This is a genomic window from Streptomyces sp. NRRL F-2664 (assembly GCF_000719345.1).
GTDB lineage: Bacteria > Actinomycetota > Actinomycetes > Streptomycetales > Streptomycetaceae > Streptomyces.
On the sequence record NZ_JOFX01000009.1, the window covers coordinates 1 to 15,416 of the forward strand.

At 72.4% G+C, this 15,416-nt stretch carries 18 protein-coding genes; 9 read left to right on the plus strand and 9 right to left on the minus strand.

The annotated features are described in order from the left end of the window. Nucleotides 1-94 precede the first annotated feature (94 nt). Nucleotides 95-319, minus strand: a complete 225-nt coding sequence (locus IF89_RS0111790) for a DUF397 domain-containing protein (RefSeq protein WP_030765212.1) — start codon at nt 317-319, stop codon at nt 95-97. A 13-nt stretch (nt 320-332) separates the two neighbouring features. Then, nucleotides 333-1,214, minus strand: a complete 882-nt coding sequence (locus tag IF89_RS0111795) for a helix-turn-helix domain-containing protein (RefSeq protein WP_030765215.1) — start codon at nt 1,212-1,214, stop codon at nt 333-335. A gap of 196 nt (nt 1,215-1,410) precedes the next feature. On the opposite strand from IF89_RS0111795, the gene IF89_RS0111800 reads away from it, so the two are divergent. The 7 genes from IF89_RS0111800 (at nt 1,411) to IF89_RS0111830 (ending at nt 6,793) form a co-directional block, all read left to right on the plus strand. Beyond that, the gene (locus IF89_RS0111800) at nt 1,411-1,860 is read left to right on the plus strand and encodes an ATP-binding protein (protein ID WP_030765218.1); all 450 of its coding nucleotides are present in this window, start codon (nt 1,411-1,413) and stop codon (nt 1,858-1,860) included. Between the two features lie 379 nt (nt 1,861-2,239). Further along, nucleotides 2,240-2,542: an urease subunit gamma gene (locus IF89_RS0111805; RefSeq protein ID WP_030765221.1), complete on the plus strand. Its 303-nt coding sequence runs from the start codon at nt 2,240-2,242 to the stop codon at nt 2,540-2,542. A 16-nt stretch (nt 2,543-2,558) separates the two neighbouring features. Beyond that, nucleotides 2,559-2,870, plus strand: a complete 312-nt coding sequence (locus tag IF89_RS0111810) for an urease subunit beta (protein WP_030765224.1) — start codon at nt 2,559-2,561, stop codon at nt 2,868-2,870. Continuing rightward, nucleotides 2,863-4,584, plus strand: a complete 1,722-nt coding sequence (locus tag IF89_RS0111815; RefSeq protein ID WP_030765227.1) for an urease subunit alpha — start codon at nt 2,863-2,865, stop codon at nt 4,582-4,584. The genes IF89_RS0111810 and IF89_RS0111815 overlap by 8 nt, the downstream gene beginning before the upstream one ends. Before the next feature lie 13 nt (nt 4,585-4,597). Then, nucleotides 4,598-5,272 (plus strand): urease accessory protein UreF, encoded by a 675-nt coding sequence (locus IF89_RS0111820; protein ID WP_030765230.1) that lies wholly within the window; start codon nt 4,598-4,600, stop codon nt 5,270-5,272. A 40-nt stretch (nt 5,273-5,312) separates the two neighbouring features. Beyond that, nucleotides 5,313-6,008 (plus strand): urease accessory protein UreG, encoded by a 696-nt coding sequence (ureG, locus tag IF89_RS0111825; protein WP_030765233.1) that lies wholly within the window; start codon nt 5,313-5,315, stop codon nt 6,006-6,008. Then, complete coding sequence (locus IF89_RS0111830; RefSeq protein WP_051806988.1) at nt 6,005-6,793, plus strand: urease accessory protein UreD; 789 nt, start codon at nt 6,005-6,007, stop codon at nt 6,791-6,793. The genes ureG and IF89_RS0111830 overlap by 4 nt, the downstream gene beginning before the upstream one ends. Nucleotides 6,794-6,828: 35 nt before the next feature. On the opposite strand, the gene IF89_RS0111835 is transcribed toward IF89_RS0111830, so the two are convergent. The 6 genes from IF89_RS0111835 to IF89_RS0111860 all read right to left on the minus strand — a co-directional run bounded on the left by IF89_RS0111835 (nt 6,829) and on the right by IF89_RS0111860 (nt 12,128). Continuing rightward, nucleotides 6,829-7,536, minus strand: a complete 708-nt coding sequence (locus IF89_RS0111835; RefSeq protein ID WP_030765239.1) for a lysophospholipid acyltransferase family protein — start codon at nt 7,534-7,536, stop codon at nt 6,829-6,831. 84 nt (nt 7,537-7,620) lie between these two features. Next, nucleotides 7,621-7,776, minus strand: coding sequence for a hypothetical protein (locus IF89_RS46965; RefSeq protein ID WP_030765242.1), 156 nt, complete (start codon nt 7,774-7,776; stop codon nt 7,621-7,623). A 32-nt stretch (nt 7,777-7,808) separates the two neighbouring features. Next, entirely contained in the window at nt 7,809-8,765 is a 957-nt protein-coding gene (locus IF89_RS0111845) for a cytochrome c oxidase assembly protein (RefSeq protein ID WP_030765245.1), read from the minus strand. Between the two features lie 126 nt (nt 8,766-8,891). Further along, a complete protein-coding gene (locus IF89_RS0111850; RefSeq protein WP_030765248.1) occupies nt 8,892-9,917 on the minus strand; it encodes a 6-phosphofructokinase in 1,026 nt (341 codons plus the stop codon). A gap of 215 nt (nt 9,918-10,132) precedes the next feature. Beyond that, nucleotides 10,133-10,861, minus strand: coding sequence for a type 1 glutamine amidotransferase (locus IF89_RS0111855; protein ID WP_030765251.1), 729 nt, complete (start codon nt 10,859-10,861; stop codon nt 10,133-10,135). 28 nt (nt 10,862-10,889) lie between these two features. Further along, nucleotides 10,890-12,128, minus strand: coding sequence for a MurT ligase domain-containing protein (locus IF89_RS0111860; RefSeq protein ID WP_030765253.1), 1,239 nt, complete (start codon nt 12,126-12,128; stop codon nt 10,890-10,892). Between the two features lie 123 nt (nt 12,129-12,251). Here IF89_RS0111860 and def point away from each other — a divergent pair, with 123 nt between their 5' ends. Next, entirely contained in the window at nt 12,252-12,806 is a 555-nt protein-coding gene (gene def, locus IF89_RS0111865) for a peptide deformylase (protein WP_030765255.1), read from the plus strand. A 27-nt stretch (nt 12,807-12,833) separates the two neighbouring features. Here the strand turns inward: def and IF89_RS0111870 are convergent, their stop codons facing one another. Then, nucleotides 12,834-13,478, minus strand: coding sequence for a TetR family transcriptional regulator (locus IF89_RS0111870; protein WP_030765257.1), 645 nt, complete (start codon nt 13,476-13,478; stop codon nt 12,834-12,836). A 214-nt stretch (nt 13,479-13,692) separates the two neighbouring features. Between IF89_RS0111870 and IF89_RS0111875 the strand changes: the two genes are divergently transcribed. Continuing rightward, the gene (locus IF89_RS0111875) at nt 13,693-14,922 is read left to right on the plus strand and encodes an acyl-CoA dehydrogenase family protein (protein ID WP_030765259.1); all 1,230 of its coding nucleotides are present in this window, start codon (nt 13,693-13,695) and stop codon (nt 14,920-14,922) included. Nucleotides 14,923-15,416 lie beyond the last annotated feature (494 nt).

Genomic DNA, 15,416 nt, shown 5'->3' on the forward strand with positions numbered 1-15,416 from the left:
ACTTCCTCCACACCTACAACCACCACCGCTGCCACACCGCACTCGACGGACACCCACCCATCAGCCGAATCAACAACACTGCGGGTCAATACACCTAGGCGGGTGCGTCCGCCCGTACGGAGGCGAGGAAGCCGTCCCAGGCCGGCCCGGTGAAGAGCACGGCCGGGCCGTCCGTCCGCTTGGAGTCGCGGACGGCCAGCAGGCCGTCACCGAGGACGGCCGCTTCCACGCAGTTGTTCATACCGGTGCTGCGGCTGCTTCGTCGCCACCGCGCGGTTCTGATCGAAAGTCCGCTGGTGCTTAACGGGGTTGCGGACACGGGGGTGCCTCCTCTACGCGTCGTCAGCGAGTGAGCTGATGAGTTCCGACGAGTCCTGGGGCGGGAGGGCGTGCGCCTGGATGGTGCGGAACGCGGCGCCGTACGCTTCTAGGTCTTCCTTCCGCTCCAGATAGAGGCTACTCGTCAAATGGTCGAGGACCACCACATCCAGATCGGCGATGTTCGTAAATGAGAAAATGACGAACGGTCCGGTGAGGCCGAGATGGCCTCCCACACTGAACGGAAGTACCTGCAGCCTCACTTGGGGAAGCCGCGCCACCCTGACCAGGTGCCGCAGCTGCTCCGCCATCACCCCCGGTCCGCCGATCTGCCGGCGCAGCACCGCCTCGTCCAGCACCGCGCTCAGCTCCAGCGGGGGGTCGGCCCGCAGCACCGCCTGCCGGGTCAGCCGTACGTCGACCAGTGCGTCCACCTTCGGCTCCGGAAGCCCGCCGAGCGCGGCGCGGGTCACGGCCCGCGCGTACTCCGGGGTCTGCAGCAGCCCCGGCACCACGGAGAGTTCCACCGTACGGGCCGACCGGGCCCCCGCCTCCAGGCTGATGAAGTCCCGGTACTCCTGCGGCAGCAGCCCCCGGTAGTCGTGCCACCACTGCCGCCCCCGCCCGTCGCCCCCTGGCCCGGGGCCCGCCGCGGAGGCCGAGAGGGCTTCCAGGAGCGCCCGCTGCTCCGGGCTCACGTACTCCCCGTAGGCGTCGAGGAGGCGCCGGATGTCCTCCGGTTTCACGCCGCTGCGCCCCGTCTCGATGCGGCTGATTTTCGACTGGTGCCATCCGACGATCCGGGCGGCCTCACCACTGGTGAGACCGGACCGGTCACGCAGGGCACGCAGTTCCTCGCCGAGCTTGCGCCGACGTACCGCGGGACCGTGCTGCACACCCGCCTCCTTCCACCGGCACAGCTCGCACCAGTCTGCCGTCCAAATACGCTCCTCCGTAGCAGAGTTCACCGCATCGGGCGACAGATATATGCATATCTTTGGGGAAAGGCTGATGTGGCGGCACGATGGGTGGCACTCTGGCGTCCAGCACAGATCCGGGGCGTTTCCGCTCCGGTGGGAAAGGGACGTCGCCATGGCAGACCACCAGGAAGCATCCGTCACTCTGCCGAGCGATCCCGCCTCGGTGGCCGCTGCCCGCCGCCATGTCGCGGAGGTGCTCGCGGAGTGGGGACTGCCCGATGACGCCGAGACGGCGGACAGCGTCCGGCTGATCGTCTCGGAACTCGCCACCAACGCCGTGCAGCACACCTTCGGCCAGTCGCCCACCTTCACCGTAGACGTCCGCCTGGAGCGCGAGGAGTGGCTGCGGGTCGGGGTGACCGACAGCCACCCGCGCTGGCCCAGGCGGCTTCCCGCCGCCGTCCAGCAGGACAACGGCCGGGGCATGGTCATCATCCGCTGGCTCGCGGCCGAGGCGGGCGGGCGGCTCTCGGTCGTCCCCACCGAGGACGGCGGCAAGACGGTCTGGATCGCCCTGCCCTGGACGGCGGGCACACCGGCCGCGGCGGCCGGGGGCTGCTGAGCGCCGGGACGCTGGACCACCGGGTGGTGGGCGACCGCCTGCGGTTGCACGTCGCCGGGCGGCCGACCCCACGGGGCGTATACGGCGCGCGGGAGCGCAGGGCCGCGGAGCCGAAGCGGGTACCTGCCCGAAACCTGGGTTAACCCGGCGGAAAAGAAGCGCACTTAACGTGGCGGCCAGGCCCGATCACCGACGACCACCGTCCGCCCCATGACCACCCAGGAGCCGGGAAAGCGGCGGTGGGCGGAACGGAAAGCCTTCCCCCGCGTTGGGACAGGAGGCGAAGGGGTCGGATACACGCAGGTCGACAAAGCGTGGAGGGCCCGCTGGGGTCACCCCGACGCGAAGCCGACTCTGTCCTGGAAGCTTGGTGATACGAGTGCAACTGACGCCCCACGAACGCGAGCGTCTGCTCATCCACGTCGCCGCGGACGTGGCCGAGAGACGGAGGGCACGCGGTGTGCTCCTCAACCACCCCGAGGCGGTCGCCCTGATCACCTCGCACCTCCTCGAAGGGGCCCGCGACGGACGGACGGTGGCCGAGCTGATGGCCTCCGGCCGCACCGTGCTGAGCCGTGCGGACGTCATGGAGGGCGTCCCCGAGATGATCCGCGACGTGCAGGTCGAGGCGACCTTCCCGGACGGCACCAAACTCGTCACCGTCCACGATCCCATCGTCTGACAGGGAGCACCCCCGCATGATCCCCGGCGAAACCGCCTTCGGCGAGGGCCCGGTACTCCTCAACGAGGGCCGCCCCGTCACCCGCATGACCGTACTGAACGCCGCCGACCGGCCCGTCCAGGTCGGCTCCCACTACCACTTCGCCGAAGCCAACCCCGGCCTCGACTTCGACCGCGCCGCGGCCCGCGGCCTCCGGCTCAACATCGCGGCCGGGACGGCCGTCCGCTTCGAGCCCGGCATTCCGGTGGCGGTGGAACTCGTCCCGCTGGCGGGCTCGCGGACCGTGCCCGGGCTGCGCGGGGAAACCGGAGGGCCGCTCGATGGCTGAGATCTCCCGCCGGGTGTACGCCGACCTCTTCGGGCCGACGGCCGGCGACCGGATCCGGCTCGCCGACACCGACCTCTTCGTCGAGATCGAGCGGGACCTCGGCGGCGGCCCCGGCCGCTCCGGCGACGAAGCCGTCTTCGGCGGCGGCAAGGTGATCCGCGAGTCCATGGGCCAGGCCCGCACCACCCGGGCCGAAGGCGCACCCGACACCGTGATCACCGGAGTGGTGATCCTCGACCACTGGGGTGTCGTCAAGGCCGACCTCGGCATCCGTGACGGCCGGATCTGCGGCATCGGCAAGGCGGGCAACCCCGACACCATGGACGGCGTCGACCCCGCACTGGTCATCGGCCCCGAGACCGAGATCATCGCGGGCAACGGGAAGATCGTCACCGCCGGCGCCATCGACGCCCACGTGCACTTCATCTCCCCGACGGTGGTCGACGAAGCACTCGCCTGCGGCATCACCACCCTGGTCGGCGGCGGCACCGGTCCCGCCGAGGGCACCAAGGCCACCACCGTGACCCCCGGACCGTGGCACCTGGCCCGCATGTTCGCCGCGCTGGAGTCCTACCCCGTCAACATCGGACTCCTCGGCAAGGGCAACACCACCTCCCGCGAGGCCATGCACTCCCAACTGCGCGGCGGGGCGCTCGGATTCAAGATCCATGAGGACTGGGGGGCCACCCCCGCCGCCATCGACGCCTGCCTGAGCGTCTGTGAAGAGACCGGCGCCCAGGTCGCCATCCACACCGACACGCTCAACGAGGCCGGCTTCGTCGCCGACACCCTCGCGGCCATCGCCGGGCGGACCATCCACGCGTACCACACCGAAGGCGCCGGCGGCGGCCACGCACCCGACATCATCACCGTGGTCTCCGAGCCGAACGTCCTGCCCAGCTCCACCAACCCCACCCGACCGCACACCGTCAACACCGTCGAGGAGCACCTCGACATGCTGATGGTCTGCCACCACCTCAACCCGGCCGTCCCCGAGGACCTCGCCTTCGCCGAATCCCGCATCCGGCCCTCGACGATCGCCGCCGAGGACGTCCTGCACGACCTCGGCGCCATCTCCATCATCTCCTCCGACTCCCAGGCCATGGGCCGGGTCGGCGAAGTCGTGCTGCGCACCTGGCAGACCGCCCATGTGATGAAGCGGCGCCGCGGCTTCCTCCCCGGAGACGGTCCCGCCGACAACCAGCGGGCCCGCCGCTACGTCGCGAAGTACACGATCAACCCGGCCGTGGCCCAGGGCATCGCACGCGACGTCGGCTCCGTCGAGACCGGGAAGCTCGCCGACCTGGTGCTGTGGAACCCGGCGTTCTTCGGGGTCAAACCCGAACTCGTCATCAAGGGAGGCCAGATCGCCTACGCGCAGATGGGCGACGCCAACGCCTCCATCCCCACCCCGCAGCCCGTTCTGCCCCGCCCGATGTTCGGCAGCCACGGCCGCGCCCCCGGCCTGAACTCCCTCAACTTCACCGCACAGGCCGCACTCGACGACGGCCTGCCCGAACGGCTGGGACTCGGCAAGCGGTTCACCGCCATGGAGTCCACCCGGAAGGTGACCAAGGCCGATATGCGCAACAACGACGCCATGCCCCGGGTCGAGGTCGACGCCGACACCTTCACCGTCACCATCGACGGCGAGGCGGTGGAGCCGGCACCGGCCGCGGAACTGCCCATGGCCCAGCGCTACTTCCTCTTCTGATGGGCAACCGCGCATGAGCCTCGCCGCGCTGCTCGTCCTCGCGGACGGCCGCTTCCCCGCCGGAGGCCACGCCCACTCCGGCGGGGCCGAGGCCGCCTGCGCCGCAGGCCGGATCCACGACGCCGCCACCCTGGAGGACTTCTGCCGGGGCCGGCTGCACACCGCCGGGCTCACCGCGGCGGCCCTCGCCGCGGCGGCCGCCCTCGGGCTCGACCCGGCCGTCCTGGACGCGGCGGCCGACGCCCGCACCCCGTCGCCCGCACTGCGCACCGCGGCGCGGCGCCTGGGCCGCCAACTGCTGCGGGCGGCGCGGGCCACCTGGCCCGACCCGGCGCTGGAGCGGCTCGCCGCCGCGTTTCCGCGCGGCGCCCACCAGCCGGTGGTGCTCGGCACCACCGCCCGGGCCGCCGGGCTCGGGCCGCTCGATGCCGCGCACGTGGCGGCGTACGAGAGCGTCGGCGGACCGGCGACAGCCACCGTACGACTCCTCGGACTGGACCCCTTCGAGGCGAGCGGGGTGCTGGCCCGGCTCACACCCGAGCTGGACGCCGTCGCGGCCCGGGCCGCCGAAGCCGCGCGGCAGGCGCTGCTCGACGGACCCGAGGCCCTGCCCGCGGCCTCCTCCCCGCTGCTGGAGATCGCGGCCGAGGTCCACGCCGGCCGGCCGGTCCGCCTGTTCGCCTCCTGACCACGCCACCGCACCCCTTCCACCCCCCCGGGAGCACCCGATGCACCTCGACCACGCCGGCGCGCACCCCCACCGCCACACCCACAGCGCCACACCCCTGCGGCCCGACGGCACCCGGCGCGCCCTGCGGATCGGACTCGGCGGACCCGTCGGCTCCGGCAAGACCGCCACCGTCGCGGCCCTGTGCCGCACCCTGCGCACCGACCTGTCCATGGCGGTGGTCACCAACGACATCTACACCCGGGAGGACGCGGAGTTCCTGCTCCGCGAGGCCGTCCTGCCGCCGGAGCGGATCGCCGCCGTCGAGACCGGGGCCTGCCCGCACACCGCGATCCGTGACGACATCTCCGCCAACCTGGAGGCGGTCGAAGAACTGGAGGAGGCCTTCCGCGACCACGCGCCGCTCGACCTGATCCTCGTCGAGTCCGGCGGGGACAACCTCACCGCCACCTTCTCCCGGGGCCTCGTCGACGCCCAGATCTTCGTCATCGACGTGGCCGGCGGCGACGACATCCCGCGCAAGGGCGGCCCCGGCGTCACCACCGCCGACCTCCTCGTCGTCAACAAGACCGACCTCGCCCCCCACGTCGGCTCCGACCTCGGCCGGATGGCCCGCGACGCCGCCGAGCAGCGCGGCGACCTCCCCGTGGCCTTCCAGTCGCTGCGCGGCCCCGACGGCGTGGCCCCGGTCGCCGACTGGGTCCGCGCGCGGATGGCCGCCTGGACCGTACGGTGACCACCGCGCCCCCCGCCGCGCCGCCCGCCACCGCAGTGCGCGCCACCGCCCGCATCCGCGCCGTGTCCGACGGGCGGGGCGGGACCGCGCTGCCCCTGCTCGCCGGGGAGGGCCCCCTCGCACTGCGCCGCACGCGCGGCGGGGACGACGCCGAGGCCGGGGTCGTGCTCGTCGGCGCGATGAGCGCACCGCTGGGCGGCGACCACCTCACCGTCCGCGCCGCCGCCGGGCCCGGCGCCCGCCTGGCGCTGACCTCGGCGGCGGCCACCCTCGCCCTGCCCGGCCGGTCCGGCGAAACCGCGCGCTACGACGTGGAACTGGACCTGGCCGACGGGGCCCTCGTGCGGTGGCTGCCGGAACCGCTGGTGTCGGTCCGCGGCAGCGACCTGCGGGTGCGCACCCGCGTCCGGCTGGCCCCCGGCGCACGCCTGCTGCTGCGCGAGGAACAGGTGCTCGGGCGCCACGGGGAGCAGCCCGGTCTGCTGCGCAGCCGCCTCACCGCCACCCACGCCGGCCGGCCGCTGCTGGACCAGGAACTCGCCTGCGGCCCCGGCGCACCCGCCGGCTGGGACGGCCCGGCCGGCCTGGCCGGCCACCGGGCCGTCGGCCAACTCCTCGTCGTGGATCCGGCCTTCGCCCAGGCGCCGCCGCCGTCCGCCGTTCTGGGGGAGTACGCCGTCGCGACCGCTCTGGCCGGCCCCGCCGTCCTCGTGACGGCCCTGGCCGACGACGCGCTCCGGCTGCGCGCACGCCTCGACGAGGCCTGCCGCACCTACCGGCACTGACCCGGGGCCGAGTCTCCGGGGGAGGGGGAGGAGGGTCAGCGCGCCGTGCGCCGGGCCTTCTTCCGCGCTTCCTCCTCCGCCTTCACGTCGGCCGCGTACCGGTCGACGTACTCCTGCCCGGACAGGCCGAGGATCGCGTACATGATCTCGTCGGTGACCGCCCGCAGGACGGCGCGCTCGCCCTCCATCCCGGCGTACCGCGAGAAGTCGAGGGGCTCGCCGAAGCGGATCGTCACCCGCCGGATCTTCGGGATCTTCCGCCCCGGCGGCTGGATCTCGAAGGTGCCCACCATCGCGCAGGGGACGACCGGCACCCCGGCGCCCAGCGCCATCGCGGCCACGCCCACCTTGCCCTTGTAGAGCCTGCCGTCGTGGGAGCGGGTCCCCTCCGGGTAGATGCCCAGCAGCTCGCCCTTGGCCAGCACGCCCAGCCCCTCGCGCAGGGCCGCCTGGCCGGCGTTCCTGCCGGACCGGTCCACGGGGATCTGCCCGGCGCTGCGGAAGAACGCGGCGGTGAGCCGGCCCTTGACCCCGGGCCCGGTGAAATATTCGGCCTTCGCGAGGAAGGTGATCCGCCGGGCCAGGATCGCCGGCATCAGGAAGTGGTCGGAGAACGACAGGTGGTTGCCCGCGACGATGGCGGCGCCCTGCGCCGGGATGTGCTCCAGCCCCTCGATCCGCGGCCGGAACAGCAGCCGCAGCAGGGGGCCGAGCAGCACGTGCTTGAGCAAGTGGTAGAACACCAGGCCGCTCCCGTCGGTATCCCGTTGTCACGGCCAGTCTACGGACCGTGCGTCCCGGGACGGAGGGGCCGGGCGCGGGCTTCCTCAGGTGCGGGAGGCGGCCATCCCCGCCGTCAGCAGCCCCAGGACCACCCAGCCGAACCACAGCCAGCCGTTGCTGCCGAGGACCACGGAGTACGTGGCGACGGCCACCAGTGCGGCGAAGGTCATGACTGCCATCGCCTTAACGGATCCGGTCATGCCCCATGGTGGCGCGCGGACGCCGGGTTCCGCTACTGGCCACGCGCTTGGAGCGAGGCGAGATACGCGTTGTACGCCTCCAGCTCCTGGTCGCCGTTGCGCTCGGCGGCCCGGTCGGAGCGCTTCGCGGCCCGCTGCTCCGAGTGGTACCACTGGTAGATCAGCGCGATCAGGACCAGCACCGAGGGGATCTCGCTGAACGCCCAGGCGATGCCGCCGCCCCACCGCTGGTCGAGCAGCGGATCGATGCCGAGGGAGGCCGGCGGGTCCGCGTACGTCCTGATCATGGGCTGGCTCGCCATCATCAGGGCGATGCCGAAGAAGGCGTGGAAGGGCATGCCCGCGAAGAGCTCCAGCATCCGCATGACGTAGCCGGGACGGTGCGGGCCGGGGTCGACGCCCATGATCGGCCAGAAGAAGATCAGGCCGACCGCGAAGAAGTGGACCATCATCGCGATGTGCCCGGTGCGGCTCTCCATCAGGAAGTCGAAGAGCGGGGTGAAGTACAGCGCGTAGAGGCTCGCGATGAACATCGGGATCGTGAACGCAGGGTGGGTGATCACCCGCATGTAGCGGCTGTGCAGCAGTGCCAGCAGGAGCTCGCGCGGGCCCTTGCGGCCGCGGCCGGCGGGCGGCAGCGCACGCAGCGCCAGCGTCACCGGGGCGCCCAGCAGCACCAGGATCGGGGTGATCATGCTGATCACCATGTGCTGGACCATGTGCACGCTGAACATGACCATGCCGTAGTCGTTCAGCTTGGTGCACATCACGAGGATCACGGTCAGCACGCCGAGGGTGAACGCGATGGTCCTCCCGAGCGGCCAGGAGTCCCCGCGGCGGCGCAGCCGCAGGACGCCCCACCCGTACAGGGCGAGCGCCAGCAGGGAGCCGAACAGGAAGAACGCGTCGAAGGAGAACTCCAGCCCGCGCCCGAGAGTGAACGGCGGCAGGTCCATGTGCATGTCCGTGCCGTGCCCGCTGTGGTCCATCTGTTCACTCCCTCGCCTGTGCTGCCCCACCACAGTAGTGCCGCCCCCGTACGCTCGTGCGCGCGGGGGCGGCTCAGGACAAAAGGGGCGCCCGAAAGGCGGCGCCGGCGCAGCGCCGGTGGGCCGTCAGAGGACCGTCTGGGCCTCGTCGTAGCGCTCGGCCGGGACGGTCTTGAGGGTCGAGGTCGCCTCGGCGAGCGGCACCATCTCGATGTCCGTGCCGCGCAGCGCGGTCAGCATGCCGAACTCGCCCCGGTGCGCCGCCTCCACCGCGTGCCAGCCGAAGCGGGTCGCGAGGACGCGGTCGTACGCGGTGGGGGTGCCGCCGCGCTGGACGTGGCCCAGGATCACCGGCCGGGCCTCCTTGCCCAGGCGGTTCTCCAGCTCCACGGCCAGCAGGTTGCCGATGCCGGCGAACCGCTCGTGGCCGTAGATGTCCTTGCCGCGCTCCTCGAAGGCCATCGAGCCCGGCTTCGGCTTGGCGCCCTCGGCGACCACGACGATCGCGAACCGCTTGCCGGCCGAGAACCGCTCACCGACGATCGCCGTCAGCTCGTCGATGTCGAAGGGACGCTCCGGCACGACGATCGCGTGCGCGCCGGCCGCCATGCCCGAGTGCAGGGCGATCCACCCGGTGTGGCGGCCCATGACCTCGACGACCATCACCCGCTGGTGGGACTCCGCGGTGGTCTTCAGCCGGTCGAGCGCCTCCGTGGCGACGCCGACGGCGGTGTCGAAGCCGAAGGTGACGTCGGTGGAGGCGATGTCGTTGTCGATCGTCTTCGGGACGCCGACGATCGGCAGACCGGCCTGCGAGAGCAGGTTCGCGGCCTTCAGGGTGCCCTCGCCGCCGATCGGGATGATCGCGTCGAGGCCGAGGTCGGCCACGTGCCCGCGGGCGCGCTCGACCCCGTCGCGCAGGTGCGCGGGCTGGACCCGGGAGGAGCCGAGGATGGTGCCGCCGCGGGCGAGGATGCCGGCGACGGCGTCCAGGTCGAGCTTGCGGTAGTCCGCCTCCAGCAGGCCCTTCCAGCCGTCGTGGAAGCCGATCACCTCGTCGCCGTGGTCGACGACGGCACGGTGCACGACGGAGCGGATGACGGCGTTCAGGCCGGGGCAGTCGCCACCGGAAGTGAGCACACCTATGCGCATGGCAGAAGAGACCTTTGCAACGTGGGCCGACGACCGGACCACGTCGTCCGGTGGGAACTACGGCCACCCTACAAGCGGTTTGGAGGTGCGCTGAACCATCCTCCACCTGCTGGTCGTGATCGTCGTAGAAAACGACGTCGGCCCGGTTCCCCCTAGGGAAAACCGGGCCGAACACATGATGCGGGGGCCGCCCCGATGAGCGGTCCGCGCGGCTGCTACGCGGGCTGCGTCGCCGCCGCGATGCGCTCCGCGCGCAGCGCCTCGTACCACCGGTCGTCTATGGCCGGCAGGGCGTTCACGTCGAGGGCCAGCTTCAGCAGCAGGTCCGCGATGTGCGGGTTGCGCGCCATCACGGGGCCGTGCATGTAAGTGCCGAACACCGTGTCGTTGTACGCGCCTTCGGTACCGTCGCCGGTGCCGTTGCCGCGGCCCATCGTGACCCGGGCGAACGGCTTGGCCGTCGGGCCGAGGTGGGTGACGCCCTGGTGGTTCTCGAAGCCCGTCAGCTGCGGCAGGCCCAGCCGCGGGTCGATGTCGGCGAGGACGTCGCCGACGCACCGCTCGCCCTCGCCGCGCAAGGTGACGACGTCCAGCAGGCCGAGGCCCTCCTGGCGCTGCCCCTGGTCGTTGACGAACTCCTTGCCGAGGATCTGGTAGCCGGCGCAGACGGAGAAGACGATCGCCCCGTTCGAGACGGCCCGCTCCAGACCGCCGTCGCGCAGCAGGCGCTCGGCGGCCAGGCGCTGCGGCCGGTCCTCGCCGCCGCCGATCAGGTAGATGTCACCCGAGGTGGGGATGGGCTGGTCGCTGCGCACGTCCACGCGCTGGACGTCCAGGCCTCGCTGGCGGGCCCGGCGCTCCACGACGAGGGCGTTGCCCTGGTCTCCGTACGTGCTGAGCAGGTCGGGGTAGACCCACACCAGACGCAGGCTGTTGTCGCTCATGCTCGTGTGTCCTCTGGGGGTATGAGTACTAGTTGCCGACGCGGCGGCGCACGTCCTGGAAGGCGGTGTAGTTGGCGATCAGCTCGATCTGTCCGGGCGGCGCGAGCTGCACGGCCTCGTCGAGGGTCTCGCACACCCGGAAGTCCAGTCCCGCGACCTCCAGGCGGACCGCGAGGTCCAGCTTGCGGTCGCCGATCACGAAGATCGGGTGGCCGGCCAGGCGCGGGTAGTCGACGTCCCACAGCCAGGAGGTGTCGGTCCCGTCGGCGCCGCGGGCGTTCACGGAGAGGATCACCGGGGTCGGCGGCGGGTCGATCAGCGAAAACGTTTCGAGCCAGCCGGCCGGGTTCTTCGCGAGCAGGAGCCGCAGCTCACGGCCCTGGAAGGTGATCACGTCGTAGCGGCCGGCGACGGCCTGCACCTGGTACATCCGCTCCAGTGCGACCTGCGGCGGGACACCGAAGACGGCGGCCACGGCGGCCGAGGTGGCGGCATTGGCCTTGTTGGCGCGGCCCGGCAGCTGGAGGTGGATCGGCCAGGCCGAACCGTGCGGGTCCAGCACGTGGTCGCCGGAGAGCACCCAGGTCGGGGTCGGCCGGCGGAAGCCGCACTCGCCGCAGAACCAGTCGTCGCCCGGGCGCTGCATGACGCCGCCGCAGGAGGGGCACGACCAGGCGTCGTCCTTCCACTCCTGGCCGGCCGCGACCCACACCACGTTCTGCGAGGAGGAGGCGGACCAGACGATCAGCGGGTCGTCGCAGTTCGCGACGATGACGGCCTTCGAACCCTGCAGCCCCTCACGCCACTTCTCCGCGAGCATGCGGGTCTCGGCGGCGCGGTCCAGCTGGTCGCGGGAGAGGTTGAGCAGGGCGATCACCTTCGGGGTGACGTCCCGGGCCACTCCCGCCAGGTACTTCTCGTCGACCTCGATGACGCCGTACTTGGCGTCCGAGCCGCCCGCGAGCGCGGAGGTGATGCCCGCCGGCATGTTGGCGCCCAGGGCGTTGGAGACGACCGGGCCGCTGGCGCGCAGGGCCTCGGCGATCAGCCGGGTCGTGGTGGTCTTGCCGTTCGTCGCGGAGACGAGGACGACGTCGAGATGTTGCGCCAGCGCGCCGAGAAGATCGGGGTCGAGCCTGAGTGCGACCTTGCCACCGATCACCGATCCGCTTCCGCGTCCCGCGGCCCGCGACACCGCCGCCGCGGCCTTGCCCGCCGTCACGGCCAGCTTGGCCCGCGGCGAAAGCGGCTCCGTGTTGCCTGCCATCGTCCCTTGTCCTCCTAGCGTCGGTCGGCCCCAGCCTATCCAGTACAGGCCGCAGCCTTGACCGCGGCGCCCCCGCCCCGCCGCGGATCTCCTCATATAGTCGCCCGTCGTACGCTTACGGCCATGCGACAGCGCCTCATCCCCGGCACCTCGGGACTCGTCCGCACCATGAGCCTGCTGGGTGATCCGGTGCTCCACTCGCCCTGCCCGGAGGTCACCCGGTTCGGGCCGGACCTCGACCGCCTCATCGAGGACATGTTCGCGACGATGTACGCGGCGGAGGGCGTCGGCCTGGCCGCGAACCAGATCGGCGTCGCCCAGCGGGTGTTCGTCTACGACTGCCCCGACGACGAAGAGAACCGGCACGTCGGGCACGTCGTCAACCCCCGTCTGGTGGCCGCCGACGGGGAGGAGTTCCTCGGACCCGAGGGCTGCCTGTCCCTGCCGGGGCTGGAGGCGGGCACGGTGCGCTTCGACCACGCGGTGGTGGAAGGGGTCACCTCGGACGGCGCGCCGGTCCGCATCGCCGGTACGGGCTTCTTCGCGCGCTGCCTGCAGCACGAGTGCGACCACCTCGACGGGACCGTGTACGCGGACCGCGTGACGGGGATGCGGGCCCGTCGCCTGCGACGGGCGATCCGCAAAGCCCCCTGGGGCACCGGAGCGGCGCGCGGTTAGCGTGCCCTCCCGCCACCGGGCCGGAGGTCAGAAGCCCGGGCCGTTGGCGCGGTTGCCCGCGGTGGAGAGGCGGCCCCAGAGGAGGTCGGTGAGGCCTGCGACCAGATCCGCGCGGGCGCAGGGGCGCTCGCCGAGCCACCAGTCGCCGGCGGCGTGCATCATGCCGACGATGCCGTGGCCCCACACCCGGGCGAGCTGTTCCCCGCCGGGGCCGAGATCGACCCGCTCGCTGATCACCTGGGCCAGCTCCTCACCCAGCCGGCGCAGCAGCGGCGCCGAGTGGAGGCCGACGTCGAAGCCCCGCTCGGCGGTGTGCGAGTCCTCCGCGGGGTGCATCAGGAAGCGGTAGACCTGCGGGCGGGCCTCGATGGCGGCCAGGTAGGTGTCGAGGGTCGCCTCCACCCGCCGGCGGCGTTCGGCGGGCGCGTCCAGCGCGGCCCTCAGCGAGTGGAGCAGGGCGTCGGTGTGCCGCACGGCGAGGGCCTGGTAGAGGCCCGCCTTGTCCCCGAAGTGGCGGTAGAGGATGGGCTTGGTGATGCCGGCCTCGGCCGCGATGGCGTTCATGGAGGCTTTGGGGCCGTCCCTGAGCACGACCCGGTCGGCGGCTTCGAGCAGCTCCCGCCGGCGGCGTTCGGCCGCTCCCGGTTCGCCGGTCTGCTGCGTGGTCTCCATGACGTGTTCTCTCCCCGCCCTTGCGATGTGCGTGACGCCCACGCAACGTAACACCCGAGGCGCTCCGACGATCGAACCGGCGGACGGGAAGCGGAGGCCGTCGACGGTTTCGGCCGAGCTTGACAGTGCTTACTCGCCGGTAACAGACTGTGGCGCCCACGTAGGTTACCGCTAGTAACCTCCGGAGTGACGAGTACGGACAGGTGGAGGGGACATGGCGGAGTTCACCATGGAGCTGAACGAGGACCAGAAGCAGGTGCGGGACTGGATCCACGGCTTCGCGGCCGATGTGATGCGACCCGCCGCCGCGGAATGGGACGAGCGCGAAGAGACTCCGTGGCCCGTCATCCAGGAGGCCGCCAAGGTCGGCATCTACTCGCTGGACTTCTACGCCCAGCAGTTCTTCGACCCGACCGGCCTCGGCATCCCGATGGCCATGGAGGAGCTCTTCTGGGGCGACGCGGGCATCGCGCTGTCCATCGTGGGCACCGGGCTGGCGGCGATCGGGGTCGTGGCCAACGGCACCGAGGAGCAGATCGGCACCTGGATCCCGCAGATGTACGGAACTCCGGACGAGGTGAAGGTCGCCGCCTTCTGCTCCTCCGAACCGGACGCCGGCTCCGACGTCGGCTCCATGCGCACCCGCGCGGTCTACGACCGGGCCAAGGACGAGTGGGTCCTCAACGGAACCAAGACCTGGGCCACCAACGGCGGTATCGCCAACGTCCACATCGTCGTGGCGGTCGTCGACCCGGAGCTCGGCTCCAAGGGGCACGCCTCCTTCATCGTGCCGCCGAACACCCCCGGCCTGTCCCAGGGCCAGAAGTTCAAGAAGCACGGGATCCGCGCCTCGCACACCGCCGAGGTCGTCCTGGAGGACGTCCGGATCCCCGGCTCGTGCCTGCTGGGTGGCAAGGAGAAGCTGGACGAGCGGCTGGCCCGGGCCCGCGAGCGGGCCCGCAGCGGCGGGGGCGAGCGGGTGAAGAACGCGGCCATGGCCACCTTCGAGGCTTCCCGGCCCGCCGTCGGCGCGATGGCCGTGGGCACCGCGCGCGCCGCGTACGAGGTCGCCCTCGACTATGCCAAGACCCGTACGCAGTTCGGCCGCCCGATCATCGACAACCAGGGCGTGGCCTTCCAGCTCGCCGACATGCGCACGCAGATCGACGCCGCCCGGCTGCTGGTGTGGCGGGCGTCCTGGATGGCGGTCGCCGGCCGGCCGTTCGAGTCGGCCGAGGGCTCGATGTCCAAGCTCTTCGCCAGCGAGGTCGCCAAGAAGGTCACCGCCCAGGCCGTCCAGATCCTCGGCGGCAACGGCTTCACCCGCGAGTACCCGGTCGAGCGGATGCACCGCGACAGTGCGATCTACACGATCTTCGAGGGCACGAGCGAGATCCAGCGGCTGGTGATCGCGCGCACGATCTCCGGCATGCCGATCCGCTAGCCGCGGGGGCGGGAGGGGTTCGGTGCCGGGGGCCGGCCGGGCCCCCGAGCCGCCCGGCCCCGGCGGCCCGCGCCACCATCGGCCGGCCCCGGGCCCTCCGGGCCCCGGCCGTGTCCGGCCCGGCCCCCGGCCGTCCGGCACCGGCCCTCGGCCGTCCGGCCCCGGCCTCCGGCGTCGTCCGGCGCCCAGGCGTCCGGCCCTGGCGCCCGGCCGTGGCCTTGACAGGCCCTGGCCTTCGGCGTTGTCCGGTCCACGGCCGTCGTCCGGCGCCCGGCCGTCCGTCCCGGCGCCCGGCCGTCCGTCCCGGCGCCCGGCCGTGGCCTTGACAGGCCCTGGCCTCCTGCGTTGTCCGGCCCGCGGCCGTCGTCCGGCGCCCGGCCGTCCGGCCCGGCCCCCGGCCGTCCGGCCCTGGCGCCCGGCCGTGGCCTTGACAGGCCCTGGCCTGCGGCGTTGTCCGGTCGACGGCCGTCGTCCGGCTCTCGGCCGTCCGGCCC